Annotated in this window: 13 protein-coding genes and 1 pseudogene; 11 read left to right on the forward strand and 3 right to left on the reverse strand. The window is 65.8% G+C overall.

The features are described 5' to 3' along the window. Positions 1-43: 43 nt before the first annotated feature. Positions 44-1204 (forward strand): glycoside hydrolase family 19 protein, encoded by a 1161-nt coding sequence (locus ACQP0C_RS26230; protein WP_433724060.1) that lies wholly within the window; start codon positions 44-46, stop codon positions 1202-1204. Positions 1205-1277: 73 nt separating this feature from the next. Here ACQP0C_RS26230 and ACQP0C_RS26235 read toward each other — a convergent pair whose 3' ends face one another. Beyond that, positions 1278-1895: a dihydrofolate reductase family protein gene (locus ACQP0C_RS26235; RefSeq protein ID WP_433724062.1), complete on the reverse strand. Its 618-nt coding sequence runs from the start codon at positions 1893-1895 to the stop codon at positions 1278-1280. Positions 1896-1985: 90 nt separating this feature from the next. After that, a pseudogene (locus ACQP0C_RS26240) lies at positions 1986-3191 on the reverse strand (PucR family transcriptional regulator); the annotation flags it as partial. A gap of 140 nt (positions 3192-3331) precedes the next feature. Here ACQP0C_RS26240 and pruA point away from each other — a divergent pair. The 5 genes from pruA (at position 3332) to ACQP0C_RS26265 (ending at position 9177) form a co-directional block, all read left to right on the forward strand. Next, a complete protein-coding gene (pruA, locus tag ACQP0C_RS26245; RefSeq protein ID WP_433724064.1) occupies positions 3332-4978 on the forward strand; it encodes an L-glutamate gamma-semialdehyde dehydrogenase in 1647 nt (548 codons plus the stop codon). Continuing rightward, positions 4978-5934 carry a proline dehydrogenase family protein gene (locus ACQP0C_RS26250; RefSeq protein ID WP_433724065.1) on the forward strand — a complete coding sequence of 319 codons (957 nt, stop codon included), beginning with the start codon at positions 4978-4980 and terminating at the stop codon, positions 5932-5934. The genes pruA and ACQP0C_RS26250 overlap by 1 nt, the downstream gene beginning before the upstream one ends. A 165-nt stretch (positions 5935-6099) precedes the next feature. Then, positions 6100-7533, forward strand: a complete 1434-nt coding sequence (locus tag ACQP0C_RS26255; protein ID WP_433724067.1) for an amino acid permease — start codon at positions 6100-6102, stop codon at positions 7531-7533. Positions 7534-7790: 257 nt separating this feature from the next. Beyond that, positions 7791-8591 (forward strand): NAD-dependent epimerase/dehydratase family protein, encoded by an 801-nt coding sequence (locus ACQP0C_RS26260; RefSeq protein WP_433724069.1) that lies wholly within the window; start codon positions 7791-7793, stop codon positions 8589-8591. Between the two features lie 232 nt (positions 8592-8823). Further along, complete coding sequence (locus ACQP0C_RS26265; RefSeq protein ID WP_433724071.1) at positions 8824-9177, forward strand: enolase C-terminal domain-like protein; 354 nt, start codon at positions 8824-8826, stop codon at positions 9175-9177. A gap of 111 nt (positions 9178-9288) precedes the next feature. Here ACQP0C_RS26265 and ACQP0C_RS26270 read toward each other — a convergent pair whose 3' ends face one another. Then, positions 9289-10293: a LacI family DNA-binding transcriptional regulator gene (locus ACQP0C_RS26270; RefSeq protein WP_433724073.1), complete on the reverse strand. Its 1005-nt coding sequence runs from the start codon at positions 10291-10293 to the stop codon at positions 9289-9291. A gap of 165 nt (positions 10294-10458) precedes the next feature. On the opposite strand from ACQP0C_RS26270, the gene ACQP0C_RS26275 reads away from it, so the two are divergent. From ACQP0C_RS26275 to rbsD, 5 genes are read left to right on the forward strand one after another with little or no spacing between them, the layout of a single operon-like run. After that, positions 10459-11454 (forward strand): sugar ABC transporter substrate-binding protein, encoded by a 996-nt coding sequence (locus ACQP0C_RS26275; RefSeq protein ID WP_433724075.1) that lies wholly within the window; start codon positions 10459-10461, stop codon positions 11452-11454. Further along, positions 11451-12419, forward strand: a complete 969-nt coding sequence (locus ACQP0C_RS26280) for an ABC transporter permease (protein WP_433724077.1) — start codon at positions 11451-11453, stop codon at positions 12417-12419. The genes ACQP0C_RS26275 and ACQP0C_RS26280 overlap by 4 nt, the downstream gene beginning before the upstream one ends. Before the next feature lie 9 nt (positions 12420-12428). Continuing rightward, positions 12429-13199 carry an ATP-binding cassette domain-containing protein gene (locus ACQP0C_RS26285; RefSeq protein WP_433724079.1) on the forward strand — a complete coding sequence of 257 codons (771 nt, stop codon included), beginning with the start codon at positions 12429-12431 and terminating at the stop codon, positions 13197-13199. After that, positions 13196-14140: a ribokinase gene (locus ACQP0C_RS26290; RefSeq protein WP_433724081.1), complete on the forward strand. Its 945-nt coding sequence runs from the start codon at positions 13196-13198 to the stop codon at positions 14138-14140. Before ACQP0C_RS26285 ends, ACQP0C_RS26290 begins: the two co-directional genes overlap by 4 nt. Before the next feature lie 33 nt (positions 14141-14173). Beyond that, a complete protein-coding gene (gene rbsD / locus ACQP0C_RS26295) occupies positions 14174-14563 on the forward strand; it encodes a D-ribose pyranase (RefSeq protein ID WP_433724083.1) in 390 nt (129 codons plus the stop codon). Positions 14564-14620: the final 57 nt, after the last annotated feature.

Consider the following 14620-nt stretch of genomic DNA (forward strand, 5'->3'; position numbering starts at 1 on the left):
CGAGGGCCGAAAGGATTGAGCGGGTTGTGCGAGAATCCCACAAATGGGCTCCCAGTACGACCCGGTCATCGATGGTCCTTGGGGGGCAGCACAATATGGACTCCTACCGCCGCCAGCGCCGGGGCCGACCGTATCGCCGGTTGTGGTGGACGCCCGCGAGCAGATCGACAAGCTCGCCGCACCGCTAGGTGCTTCGAAAACTGTGCAGCGCGCGGTCGAATTCGCTCGAACCGCATTTCGACTGATGGTCGACCAACTCGGCAGCGGAAACCCATCCGATATGCCCGATCTGACGGCCCTGCTCGATGCGGCGAACCTCTACGATGTGGCCAATAAGTCCGTGGTGACCGCGCACTACAATACGAAATCGGCAGAGCTATCGGAGCTGACCGCAGGTTTGAAAGAGCGGGATACCAAGCTCTCCGGCAAAGTCGGGGATGTCGCAGGCGATAGCGCCAAGATGGCCAAAGAGATCCGGGACGAAGCGCAAACGCTGGGGTTGGTACTGCAGGCGGCTTCGTTGGCTGTCTTCGCGGGATTGGGCAAGCTGATGGCGAGTGAGGAAAAGTCGCTGCTGACCGATATCGTCACGAGAGTTGTGCATGTGGAGAACGACTTTGTCGACATCCTCGGAAGCAACTCGGAGCGGGCCGGGCACATGAGCCCAGTGAGCTTGGACCAACTCGAGAAGATCTTCCCCGGCACACCCAAGGCCACCCTGGAGAAGTACCTCCCCTACCTCGACCAGGCGATGCGTGACTACGGGATAGACACGCCGAAGCGGGCGGCCGCATTCCTCGCACAGGTCGGGGTGGAGACCGACAATCTGAAAACCCTCGAAGAATACGGTGGCAAGGCCTATTTCGAGCAGAACTACGGGTCGCGTAAGGACCTCGGCAACGAGCGGTCCAGCGACGGCGCCCGCTTCCACGGTCGAGGCGCCCTGCAGCTGACCGGCCGCACCAACTATCGGAAGGCGAGCGATGCCCTCGAGGTCGATTTCGTCGGAGACCCCGACCTGGCCAAAGACCCGAAGTACGCCTTCGCCACCGCGGGATGGTATTGGGATTCCAAGGATTTGAACGACGACGCGGATAAATCCGATATCGATGCGATCACCCATACGATCAACGGCGGTAGCAACGCAAGCGCGGAACGCGATGAGAACTACCGCCGCGCAAGCAAAGTCCTCGATGCGGAATGATCGCGGACGATAGTACCGTGGTCATCGACGCCCGAATGGCACATGGTCCCGAGACCATGTGCCATTCGACGTCTTAGTTATCCTCTTGGCCCAGGAACTGTTTCGCGTCTTCATACCCTTCGGTGCCCTCGGCCGCCGCCTTGGCGTAGACCAGATGGACGACACCGGTTTTGAAGGTGTCGGAGGAAAGCAGTTGCAGCGGAAGCGCGGCATACGTCTCATCGAACAGTCGCAGACCCTTGCGCACCGCGATCGGGTGCACCAGCAAATGCAGTTCGTCGAGTAGGCCGACCTCGAGCAGCTGGCGGACAACGGACACCGAACCGCTGATACCGATGGGCGCCTCGCCGGGCTCGTTCTTCAGCGCCGCGACGGCCGTCGCCAGATCCCCCTGCAGCACCTCGGAATTGCGCCAGGTGAAGGTGAGATCCTGATGCGAGACCACGATCTTGCGCGCGTCGCCGAGCTTCTTGGCCATCTCGGCGTCCACATCGCCCGCGAGCTCCCGCTCCGGCCACGCCGCGGCGAAGCCGTCATAGGTCTTGCGCCCCAACAGCAGTGTGTCCGCCGTGCCGAGCTGACGGTCGACCGCCGTGGCCATCTCGTCGTTGAAGTACGGGAAGTGCCAGTCCTGCGGGTTCTCGACGACGCCGTCGAGTGCGATGAACAGTCCCGCGGTGATTTTCCGCATCGGATCTCCTTGGTCGGTAATTACTGCGTCACCAGATCAGACGGACCGGAGTTCGGATAATCATCGCTCGCCGCGCACCACCTGGTCGGGCTATCGACGGCGGTGCAGTGCGAGCTGGAGTTCGAGCAACAGGCGGTCGGCGGGATCGCTGAGGTCCATCCCGATGATCTCCTCGACGCGGCGGATCCGGTAGCGCAGCGTATTCGGATGCACCTGCAGGGCCGTCGCGGCATTGCGCACGTCGCCGTGTTCGCGCAGATAGGTCTCGACGCTCTCGCGCAGATTCGCCGAATGCTTCCGGTCGTAGTCGAGCAGCTTGTACAGGCGCGGATCGTGCAGATGCGGCCGGTCGCCGACGAGATCGAGGATTTCGCCGAGCAGCACCGCGGTGCGCGATTGCGCCAGCGTGGTCACCCGGTCTTTCGGGTAGGTCTCGGCGGTGCTGTCGAGCACCCGGTCCACCTCGGCGCGCGCGCCGGCGACATGAGCCAGATCCGGAACTGGACAGGCGATGGCGGCGCGCAATTCGAGCGCGCGCTTGGCTTCGAGCTGATCGACCAGCTGGCGCGTCCACGCGGTCACAGCTTCCGCGGATCGGTACTGCGGCAGCAGCACATAGACCCGCTCGTCGAGCACGGTGGTCACCGAATCGCCGCGAAATGAGCTGGCGCGCAAGCGAAGCATATTGCCGAGCGTCGCGGGCGACGGCGCGTTCGCACCGGGTGTCGACGCGAATCCGACCACCGCGGCCGGACCGCTCAGCGGCAAGTTCAGCGCATTCGCGACGGTCGGCACATCGGCGGTGCCGCCGCCGGTGCCGAACAGCCGCTGGATCAGCAGTGCCTCGCCGGTCGGCGCATCCAGACTGCGCGATATGAGTCGGGCGGCGATGGCCGACGCGCCCCGCAGGATTTCCGCGGCATCAGGTTTGAACGGCCGGTCACCCTGTTGCAGCCAGATCGAGCCGAGCACCCGCGGCGCACTCCCCTCGACATGTGCGCGGATGCTCACCACTAGGCGGCGCTTGATATTGAGCTCTTCGTGCGCGGGGATATCGATGACCTCGTCGGTCCCGCGCAGCCGATCGAACACACCCCACTCGCGCAGCACCCGCAGATAGTCGCGTGGCCCCTCGCGGCCGAGGATCGAGAGCACCCGCAGCTGGTCGGCCGTCTGATCCGATGCCGAATACGCCAGCACATGCGATTGCGGGTCCTCGATGGAGACCATCCCGCCCGCATTCTGGGCCACCATATGCGCCAGTCCGAACAGGTCGAGGTCCGCGGCCACCAGCTCACCTTCCCTAGCCACGACCACTGCCCACTTTCATTCGACTCGCCAATACGGTCATCCCATCTTTGTCCGCTTGACCGATTCTGCGGGCAGTTTTGCCGTGTTGACTTCGGCTCACCCTCATATACCAGCAAGGAGGACTCATGGATGCCATCGTGTCCACGCCCGGGCCGGTCAACGAGCCGGTCGGCACCTTTGCCCCGGGCAGCGCCGAACGCGCCCGCCTGCGGGCGAAACTGACCGAACTCGCCGCCACGCCGACCGAGATCCACCACGTCATCGGCGGCGAACATCGGCGCACCTCGGGCAAGACCATCGACGTCGTGCAGCCGCACAACCACGGCGCCGTACTCGGCACCCTCACCACAGCTGAGGCCCGCGATGTGCAGGACGCGATCGCGGCCGCCACCGCCGCGGCGCCCGGCTGGCGGGCGCTGTCGTTCGAGGATCGCGCCGCGATCTTCCTGCGGGCCGCGGATCTGCTGTCCGGCCCGTGGCGCGAAACCATTGCCGCCGCGACCATGTTGGGACAGTCCAAGACCGCCTACCAGGCCGAAATCGACGCGCCGTGCGAACTGGTCGACTTCTGGCGCTTCAATGTGCACTTCGCCCGGCAGATCCTGGCCGAGCAGCCGATCTCGACTCCGGGTGTGTGGAACCGGGTCGAATACCGCCCGCTCGAGGGCTTCATCTATGCGATCACTCCGTTCAATTTCACCGCGATCGCGGGCAATCTGCCGACCGCGCCCGCTCTGATGGGCAATACGGTGCTGTGGAAGCCGTCGCCCACCCAGGCGGTGGCGGCCTATTGGACGATGAAACTGCTGGAGGCCGCGGGGCTGCCGCCCGGTGTCATCAATATGGTGCACGGCGCGGGACCGAAGATCTCCGATGTCGCGCTGGCCGACCGGCGGCTGGCCGGCATCCACTTCACCGGCTCCACGGGGACCTTCCAGCATCTGTGGCGTGCGGTCGCGGCGAATATCGGCGACTACCACAGTTATCCGCGGCTGGTCGGTGAGACCGGCGGCAAGGATTTCGTACTCGCGCACAGTTCGGCGGATCCGGATGTGCTGACCACGGCGCTGATCCGCGGTGCCTTCGACTACCAGGGCCAGAAGTGCTCGGCCGCCTCGCGCGCCTTTATCCCGAAGTCGGTATGGGCCAAGATGGGCCGCGACCTCATCGATAGGGTCGACACGCTGAGCTACGGCGATATCACCGACTTCGCGCACTTCGGCGGCGCAGTCATCGATCAGCGTGCCTTCGACCGCAATGCCGAGGCCATCGCCAGGGCCAAGGCCACCTCGGGCCTGACCATCGCGACGGGCGGACATACCGACGACACCGTCGGCTACTTCGTCGATCCAACCATCCTGCTCGGCGACGACCCCACCGACGAGGCGTTCAGCACCGAATACTTCGGCCCGATACTGGCGATCCACGTCTACGACGATGCCGCCGCCGGATCGTTCGAATCGGTGCTCGAACTGGTCGACGGCGGTTCGGCCTACGGCCTGACCGGTGCGATCATCGCCGATGACCGCACCGCCGTTGCCGCGGCGACCGAACGGCTGCGGTTCGCCGCGGGCAACTTCTACATCAATGACAAACCCACCGGCGCCGTCGTCGGTCAGCAGCCCTTCGGCGGATCCCGCGCATCGGGCACCAATGACAAGGCGGGCTCGCCGCAGAACCTGCTGCGCTGGACATCCGCGCGCACCATTAAGGAGACCTTCGTCCCGCCGACCGAACACACCTATCCGCACCAGGCACCCGAGGAGAACTGATGGCCATCTCCGCTCTGCTACGCCCCGCCATGCTCGCGGCCTCGCGGTCGCCGCGGCTCGAGCGCGCCGTCACGCGGATGTCGACCACCAAGAAGCTGGTGGACCGCTTCGTCGCGGGAGCGGCCGAGCCGAATGCGGTGGCGGCCGTCGAAACTCTGCTGAATTCCGGTCGCTACATCACCGTCGACTACCTCGGCGAGGACACCACCGATATCGAGCAGGCGCGCAATACGGTGTCGCACTATCTGGCGCTGCTCTCGCTGCTGCGCGCTTCGGACACCGGATCCGTTGGGCCGCTGGAGGTTTCGCTCAAGCTCTCGGCGCTCGGGCAATCCCTGCCCAAGGACGGTCACGCAATCGCCCGCGCGCACGCCCACCAGATCTGCACGGCCGCGGCGGATGCGGGCGTGCTGGTGACCATCGACGCCGAGGACCACACCACCACCGATTCGACGCTGTCGATCGTGCGAGAACTGCGTGCCGAGTTCCCCTCGCTCGGCACCGTGCTGCAGGCCTATCTGCGCCGTACCGAGGCCGACTGCCGGGAGTTCGCCGGTCCGGGCTCACGAATTCGCCTGTGCAAGGGCGCATATCGCGAGCCCGCGTCGGTGGCCTACCAGAGCAGGGCCGAGGTCGACCAGTCCTATCTGGACTGTCTGCGGATCCTGATGAACGGTGACGGCTATCCGATGGTCGCCACCCATGATCCGGCGCTCATCGAGGCCGCCGGCGTCTTCGCGACGGCCACCGCGCGCAAGTCCGACGATTTCGAATTCCAGATGCTCTACGGCATCCGCGACGCCGAACAGCGCCGCCTGGTCGAGGCCGACCATCATGTCCGGGTCTACGTGCCCTACGGCGATCAGTGGTACGGCTACTTCATGCGTCGCCTCGCCGAACGCCCCGCCAATATGGCGTTCTTCCTGCGCTCGCTGCGCCCCGGCAGCCAGCGCTGACGCTGCGCTCGGCGGTCTTGTCTGTGCAGTCGGACAAGACCGCCGAACTTTATTTATCCAATTCGCCGATCACAGCGCATTCGTGGTCGGATTAGCTGAGTGCTGCTCAGAATGTGATCTGCGTTACTGCACCGTCGCGTATCGCAGAGGACGAAAGGAAGATCCATGTCCCTCGCGGAGTTGCGCAGCCAGATGTTGCGCCGCAAACCCCTCGGGCAGGTCGAGGAGGAGACACCCGCCGACGAGCAGCTGAAGCGATCACTCGGCCTCTGGCAGCTCACGGCGATCGGCGTCGGCGGCATCATCGGCGCGGGCATCTTCGCCCTCGCCGGTTCGGTCGCGCACTCCGTCACGGGTCCGTCGGTGCTCATCTCATTCCTGATCGCCGGTGTCGCCAGCGCCTGCGCGGCGCTGTGCTACGCCGAATTCGCCGGGATGATCCCGAAGGCCGGGTCCGCCTACACCTACGGCTATGTCTCCCTCGGCGAGATCGCGGGCTGGTTCATCGGCTGGGATCTGCTGCTCGAATATGTCGCGGTGGCAGCGGTCGTCGCGATCGGTGTCTCCGGATACTTCAAATTCCTGCTCGGGCAGATCGATATCACGCTGCCCGATTGGATGATGGGTGCGCACGGCACCGGTCACGGCCATGTCATCGACGTATTCGCGGTGCTGTTCTGTCTGGGCACGGCCTGGCTGCTATCGCGCGGTATCAAGAGCGTCGGCCGCTTCGAAACCGTCGCGGTGGGTATCAAGGTCGCACTGGTCGTGCTGATCATCGTGCTCGGTGTCTTCCATATCGACAGCTCCAACTACACCCCGTATTTCCCCTTCGGCGCCGGCGCGGTCTGGACCGGTGCGGCCACCGTCTTCTTCGCCGTATTCGGCTATGACGCGATGAGCACCGCCGCCGAGGAATCGACCGACGGCAAGAAGCATCTACCCAAGGCGATCATCTACTCGCTGGCCATCGCGATGGTGCTGTACGTACTGGCCACCCTGGTGCTGACCGGTATGCAGAAATACACCGAGATCAGCCCGACGAGCGGCTTCTCCACGGCCTTCGAATCGGTGGGCATGCCCGGCGTCGCGAATATCATCGCGATCGGCGCCATTGTCGGCATCGTCACCGTGGTGCTCACCTTCATGCTCGGCGTGACCCGCGTCTGGTTCGCCATGAGCCGCGACGGACTGCTGCCCGAGTGGTTCGCCAAGACCCATCCGGTCCGCAAGGTGCCGACCCGGGTGACCTGGATCGTGGGCATCGGATCCGCGGCGATGGCCGGTCTGCTCGATATCACCGTGGTCGCCGAGCTGACCAATATCGGCATTCTGATGGCCTTCATCGTGGTCTCGGTCGCGGTGATGGTGCTGCGCCGGACCCGCCCCGACGAGCCGCGCGCGTTCAAGCTGCCGCTCATGCCGGCGGTGCCGCTGATCGGCATCGGCTTCTCGATCTACCTGATCTGGTCGCTGCCGTGGGAGACCTGGCTGCGGTTCGCGGTGTGGTTGGTGATCGGACTCGCGGTGTACTTCGGATACTCGCGGATGCACTCCAAGCTGGAGCGCGGCGAGGCGGACGTCACGCTGGCGAAGTAGGAACGAATCAGGTTGGGCGAGTGGATAATTGGTCCACTCGCCCAACTCGCGTTCGCGCAGCCCGCAACCGATGCCCTGACAGCATCGGTCGATACAGAAACGGTGTTGGACAGGCATCATTTCAGCGCCATAACCTTCTGACACGTTCGAGCCGCGAGTGACCCATCCCACACTCCGCTCGCTCCACAGGAGGACACCATGTGCGAAAACAATGGCTCTGCTGGCATTTTCGACTACGCGGGCGAGATCGACGCCGCATGAACGATCACCGGATTCTCATTACCGGCGCGGGCGGCGGCATCGGCACGCTGATGCGCCCGCGCCTGCGACGCCCTGATCGCGTACTGCGGCTGCTGGACCTGACCGAACTCCCCGCGCACACGTCCGGCGAACGCGTCGAGATCGTCACCGGATCGCTCACCGATCCCGCCACCATGGCCGCGGCGTGCCGGGACGTGGACGCGATCATCCATCTCGGTGGAATCAGCCGAGAAGACAGCTGGGACAACATACTTGCCGTCAATATCGACGGCACGCACACCGTACTCGAAGCGGCGCGGCAGGCCGGAGTGCCCCGGGTCGTCCTCGCGTCGAGCAATCATGCCGTCGGTTTCCACGCCGTCGGCCCCGATCCCATTCCCGGCGACGCCGCGCCCCGGCCCGATACTTATTACGGCCTCAGCAAGGCGGCGGTGGAGGCGCTGGGAAGTCTCTATCACTCCCGCTTCGGCATGGACGTGATCTGCATTCGGATCGGTTCGTGTTTCGAGCGCCCGCATGATACCCGCGGCCTGTCGATGTGGTTGTCCCCCAACGACTGTGCGCGACTGTTCGAGGCCTGCCTGGCCGCCGAACGACCCGGCTACCGGGTGATCTGGGGCGTATCCGCCAATACCCGCGCGGTCGTTTCCCTGCGCGCGGCCGAGGAACTCGGTTACCGCAGCGCAGACGACGCCGAACAGTTCGCCGCCGATATTTCCGCCGTCGCCGATCCGGACCCCTGGCTGATCGGCGGACCTTTCGTGGAAACCCCACTGGGAAAACCGAATCCGCCCTGAATGCGACAATCACGCGATACCCGGACGGAATCGCACTTCTGGCGAATTTCACATCAGCGGCATGTGACGCTGATGGCACTTTGCTCCACCGCGAAAGAAGCGCAGCACAATGCAATTCAAGTCAACGACGACCGCACCGAAATCGGCGCTCGCCGACAATGTCAAATTTCTCTAATTCTTCGGCGCCCTCGGCGGCATCCTGTTCGGCTACGACATCGGAGTCATCTCTGGGGTGTTGTTGTTCATCAAGAAGTCCTGGCATCTGTCCTCGGTGACACAGGGTGTGATCGGTGGCTGCCTGGCCGCCATGACCCAGGTGGCCGCCACCGTCACCGACCTCGACTACGCCTGCGATACCCACTGCCCGTGGCAGCCCGAGGATGTGATCGTCGACCCACTCGTCATCAGCGACGGCGCGGTCACCGTCTCCGACGCCCCCGGTCTCGGCGTCGACCTCGATCCGGACGCGCTCGCGCGCCTGCACCACCGCTGGAATGCCATGCCGCAGTGGCACAACCGCGATGACATCGCCGCCATGCGCCTGGTGGACCCGAACTATCGGACGCCGAGTTCACCCAAGTACTGACACCGGCAGCGGCCGCGCTGATCTCGGCCGAACCACCGCAGACGTGACCGACGGTCGACCGCACACCGGTGGAAGACGAGGGTGCTCATGCGGCGCAACGCATCTGAACTTTCAGAACTCGTCGGGACAACCACACGAGCCTCTGGTGTGCAGTACCGCTTCGAGATTCACCACCCCCGGCCGGACGGTGTGGTCCTCGATCTGTTGGAGCAGCAGATCGACCGCGGTCTCACCCATGCGCCGGGTGGGCTGCACCATGGTGGTCAGGCCGGGTCGGGTGTAGCGGGAGTATTCGATACCGTCGAAGGCGACGACCGCGAGGTCGTCGGGTACCCGCAGTCCGGCATCGTAGGCCGCGCGCAGCATACCCATCGCCTGTAGGTCGCTGGTCACGAAAACCGCGGTGGGGCGGGGCGCGTCGGCCATGAGTTCGGCCAGGGCGCGGTAGCCGGCGGCGCCGCCGAAATCCGTTCGCACGATGCGTCCTTCGGCCAGCCCGGCGGCGGCCAGCGCATTGCGGTAGCCCTGTACGCGGTCCTCGGCGGTGGACACATGTGGGCCGCTGAGGCAGGCGATATCGCGATGTCCGTGCCCGATGAGATGGGCAACGGCCTGCTCGGCGCCCGCGACCGAATCGCACATCACATGCGCGCAGCGCGCCGGATCGATGACACGGTCCAGCGCGACGAGCACCATTCCGGCCTCCTCGCAGGCGTCGGCGACACCGGTCTCCCACGACGACGAAATCGCAAGCAGCCCTTCGACTCTGCGATCGATGAAGGTGCGCACGTAGGCGCGTTCGCGTTCCTGGTCCCCGGCGGCATTGCCGACGAACAGCGGATACCCCCGCGCGAAGGCCGCCGCCTCGATGACCGCGGACAGTTCGGCGAAGAACGGGTTGGCCCCGTCGGGGATCACCATGCCCAGCGCATGCCCGCGGTTCATGCGCAGGCTGCGCGCGGACATATTGGGCCGGTAGCCGAGTTGGGCGATGGCGGCCTCGATGCGCGCCTTCGTCGCGGGCGCGACCTGCCGCGGCCCCCCATTGAGCACATAGCTCACCAGCGCCGGTGACGTACCCGCCAGCCGCGCCACGTCGGCCCGTGTGACTGCCATCCGAAACCTCTCCTCGCTCCGACCGTCCATCCAAGCACTCCGCACAACTACTTGACAGCCGGTGACTCGGGTCACACACTACTCATCAACTCGCGTTGATCAACACGAGTTGATACCTGAGACGGATAGGTCGAACTCACGATGAATGCTCGATTCAGGCGTGCAATGGCGCCGCTTGTCCTCATCGGCGCGCTTGCCGCCGCTGCCTGCGGTCGCGGCGGCCAGGACGCGGGTGACGGCGATTTCAAGATCGCGATCGTCACCCGGAACTTCACCAACCCCTACTGGGCGGCCCTGCGCGACGGCGCCCTCACGGAGGGACAGCGGGTCGGAGTGAAGGTCACGGTGCAGGCCGGGCAGTCCGAGACCGACGCCGACGGTGAGAACGCCCAGATCTCCACGCTGGCCGCGCGGGGCTATGACTGCTTCGGCGTGGTCCCGGTCAACGCCACGAATGTGATCACGCCGCTGACGCCGGTGGCGCGCAAGAATATTCCGATTCTCAACCTCGACACCCAGATCGACGCGAAGGCCTCCGAGCAGGCCGGGGTGTCGTATGCGAGCTTCATCGGTTCGGACAATCTCGATGCGGGCCGGATCGCCGGTCAGCGGATGCTCGACGCGCTCGGCGGCACCGGGAAGGTCGCCATCCTGCAGGGCATCGCGGGCGAGCAGAACGGCATCAATCGCGATAAGGGCTTCACCGATGCCGTCACCGGCAAGCTGGACATCGTCCAGAAGGCACCCGCCGACTACGAACAGGACAAGGGCCTGCAGGTCACCGAGGCGATCCTGAAGGCGCACCCGGAGATCACCGGCATCTTCGCCGCCAACGACACCATGGGCCTCGGAGCCGCGCAGGCGATCAAGAACGCGGGCAAGACCGGCCAGATCAAGGTGATCTCCGTCGACGGCATCCAGGCCGCACTCGACGCGGTGAAGGCGGGCACCCTGACCGGCACGGTGACCCAATACCCGTATGCGGAAGGACAACTCGCGGTCCAGAGCTGCCTGGCGCGGCACCAGGGCAAGGCGCTGCCCGAACGCGTGGTCTCCCCCATCGCCTTCATCGGCAAGGACAATGTCGACCAGCAGATCTCCGCGTTCCCGCGTCCGATCGTCGCATTCGACAACCCAGTGGAAGGGCTGCTGAACAAGTGACAGCCGAGGCACCCGCCGAACTCCGTGCGCGTGAGGGGCGCACGGAAATCCTCGCCAAGGTCGCCGAATTCGCGGCACCGCTGGCCCTGGTCGTGCTGTGGGTGGCGTTCTTCATCGCCACCCCGGACTTCCTGACGGCGGACAATATCGGCGATCTGCTGGTCGCCTCGACGATCCTGACGGTGCTGGCGCTCGGCCAGCAGTTCGCGATCACCGTGGGCGGTATCGATCTGTCGGTCGGCGCCAATCTCCCCTGGGCGGCAGCCGTTCTCGGCTACCTCGCCAGCCACGGCTACCCGATGGCGGTCGCCATCGCGGTGGCGATCCTCAGCGGGCTGGCGGTCGGCGTCGTCAACGGTGTGCTGATCGGCCGACTGCATATGACCGATTTCGTGGTCACGCTCGGCATGCTGAGCGTGCTCAACGGCATCACGCTGCTGCTGACGCACGGCAATACCGAGGCCGTGAGTTCCCACTTCCTGCAACGGCTCGCGCTGGACGGCATCGGACCGGTGCGCTGGTTCTGGCTGCTGGCACTGGTGGCGGCGCTGGTGGTGGCCGGGATCATCTTCCGCACCCGGATCGGCACCCACCTGCTCGCCACCGGCGGGCGACTCGAGGCCGCGCGCGACACCGGTATCTCGGTGAACCGGATCCGGCTGTTCGCCTATGCCATGTCCGGATTGCTGTGCGGCATAGCCGGTGTCATGCTGGTCGCCCGCAATGGCGGCGCGGATCCGTCACTGCAGACCACCTATCTGTTGAGCTCGATCGCCGCGGTGGTGCTCGGCGGTTCGTCGCTGTCGGGCGGCAAGGCGTCGGTGCTCGGTACCGTCTGCGGTGCGGTGCTGTTCACCTCGCTGATCAACGGGTTCACCATCCTCGGCATCTCGCAGTACTACCAGCCGGTCGCCGTCGGCGCGGTGCTGCTGCTGGCCGCCGGGATCGCCCGCTTCCGAAAGTAGGTCCAGGACATGACGATTCCACTACTCGAGGCGCGCGAGCTCACCAAATCGTTCGATTCGGTCCGCGCGCTCGCCGGGGTCTCGCTGACGATTCCGGAGGGTGAGGTCACCGCCCTGGTCGGCGATAACGGCGCGGGCAAGTCGACCTTGGTGCGTTGCCTCACCGGCGTGCAGACGCCGGATACCGGGCACATTCTGTTCAAGGGCGAGCCGGTGCGCCTGCGTTCGCCCGAGGACGCGCGCAAGATGGGCATCGAAACCGTGTATCAGGATCTCGCCCTCATCGACGATCTGGCGGTGTGGCAGAACCTATTTCTCAACCGGGAGTTGGTGTATCCGCTCGGCATCGTCAACCGCCGGGCGATGATCGCCCGCAGCGGCGAGATCCTGCGCGATCTGGATGTCGATGTGCCCTCGGTGCGTACCACCGTGCGCAGGATGAGCGGCGGCCAACGCCAGAGCATCGCCATCGCCCGCGCGGTGGCCTGGGGCAAATCCATGGTGATCATGGACGAGCCGACCGCCGCGCTCGGCGTGCGGGAGACCGCGGCGGTCGAGAAGCTGGTGCGCGGCCTGCGCGAGCGCGGCATCACCGTCCTGATCATCAGCCACGACCTGGCACAGGTCATGCGGATCTGCGATAACGTCGTGGTGCTGCGGCGCGGCAGATCCGTTGCCGCACATCGGATCGACGAGGTGGACGGCGACCGGCTGGTCGCGCTGATCACCGGCGCCGCACCCGGCAATCTGGAGGTCACCGAGGCCGGAGCCGAGTCGTGACGGTAGTCGTCCTCGGATCGGTCAACCAGGACATCGTGTGCGAGGTGGAACGGCTGCCGCACCCGGGCGAAACCGTGCTGGCACTGCGCTCACGAACCAATCTGGGCGGCAAGGGTTCCAATCAGGCCGTCGCGGCGGCCCGCTCCGGTGGCAGCGTCGAATTCATTGCCAGGATCGGCCGCGATGCCGATCCCGAGATACGGAAATCGTTGCGCGACCATGGTGTTGGGCTCGCCGCCCTGCGCGAGGTCGAGGACGCGCGGACCGGCACGGCCTATATCACCGTCGCCGACGGCGAGAACCAGATCGTGGTCGACTCCGGTGCCAACTTCCGCTGGGAAGCCGACCCCGAACTCGACACCATGGACGAGGCCGAACTACTGCGGTCGGCGGATGTCGTTGTCGCACAGTTGGAGGTGCCGCCGCGCGTGGTCGCCTGGGCGGCGCGGCACGCCCGCCGGTTCGTCCTCAACGCCGCTCCGGCGACGGCGCTGCCGGATGAACTGCTGCTGCGCTGCCATCCGCTGGTCGTCAACGAGTCCGAACTGTCGGCATTGACCGGGTCCACCGCACGGACACCGGAGCAGGCATTCCACCTGGCCCGCTCGCTGTGCCTGCGCGGGGTGGCGTCCGTCGTCGCCACCCTGGGCGCCGCCGGCTCGGTCTGGGCACACCGCTGCGATGTGCCGGCACCGGTCGCCGGCGGATATCAGCCTGCGCCACAGGTGAGTTCGGTGGACTCCACCGGTGCCGGCGACGCCTTCGTCGGTGCACTGGCCACCGCACTCGCCGAGGGCAGGCAGCTGGGCGCCGCCGTGGCCTATGCCACCGCGGCCGGTGCGCTCGCCGTGCAGGCACCGGGAACCCACGCCTCCTACCCCACCGCGGACCAGATCGGCACCGCGCTCGCGACCATCCCCGCGGCCCGGCCACTCGTCTGACCCGGGCATCCCCCTTCGAGAAGGATCCGAACCTTGCGCACCAGCGGACTCATACACGCCGAATTGCTCTCGGCGCTCACGGCATTGCGCCACACCGACCTCTTCGCCGTCAGCGACTCCGGTCTGCCGACACCTGCCGGCGTGCCGGTCATCGACCTGGGCATCAGCTACGGATTCCCCCGATTCGAGCCCATCCTCGACCTGATCCTCGACGAAGTCACCGTCGAAGCCGCCTGGGGTAGCCGCGACGTCGCGGAGCAGAATCCGGAAGCCGCGACGCTGCTCAGCCACCGCCTGAACGCCGAGTTGATCGACCACGACGACTTCAAACAGCGCATCGGCGCCTGCCGGTTCGTGGTGCGCACCGGCGAGGCCCGGCCCTACGCCAATGTGCTGCTCCGGGCCGGGGTGCCGTGGCTGTAGCGCAGCCGCTTGCGCATCGGCGGAAAATTGATACCGGCGACATTGAACCCGGCGGCG

This window comes from Nocardia sp. CA-129566 (genome assembly GCF_050956075.1).
Lineage (GTDB): Bacteria > Actinomycetota > Actinomycetes > Mycobacteriales > Mycobacteriaceae > Nocardia.

What these genes read in the sequence shown, in the direction of transcription:
- ACQP0C_RS26275 (WP_433724075.1), top strand. Translation starts at nt 10,459, where the DNA reads ATGGCGCCGCTTGTCCTCATCGGCGCGCTTGCCGCCGCTGCCTGCGGT.
- ACQP0C_RS26260 (WP_433724069.1), top strand. Translation starts at nt 7,791, where the DNA reads ATGAACGATCACCGGATTCTCATTACCGGCGCGGGCGGCGGCATCGGC.
- ACQP0C_RS26270 (WP_433724073.1), bottom strand. Translation starts at nt 10,293, where the DNA reads ATGGCAGTCACACGGGCCGACGTGGCGCGGCTGGCGGGTACGTCACCG.
- ACQP0C_RS26250 (WP_433724065.1), top strand. Translation starts at nt 4,978, where the DNA reads ATGGCCATCTCCGCTCTGCTACGCCCCGCCATGCTCGCGGCCTCGCGG.
- pruA (WP_433724064.1), top strand. Translation starts at nt 3,332, where the DNA reads ATGGATGCCATCGTGTCCACGCCCGGGCCGGTCAACGAGCCGGTCGGC.
- ACQP0C_RS26235 (WP_433724062.1), bottom strand. Translation starts at nt 1,895, where the DNA reads ATGCGGAAAATCACCGCGGGACTGTTCATCGCACTCGACGGCGTCGTC.
- ACQP0C_RS26230 (WP_433724060.1), top strand. Translation starts at nt 44, where the DNA reads ATGGGCTCCCAGTACGACCCGGTCATCGATGGTCCTTGGGGGGCAGCA.
- ACQP0C_RS26255 (WP_433724067.1), top strand. Translation starts at nt 6,100, where the DNA reads ATGTCCCTCGCGGAGTTGCGCAGCCAGATGTTGCGCCGCAAACCCCTC.
- ACQP0C_RS26285 (WP_433724079.1), top strand. Translation starts at nt 12,429, where the DNA reads ATGACGATTCCACTACTCGAGGCGCGCGAGCTCACCAAATCGTTCGAT.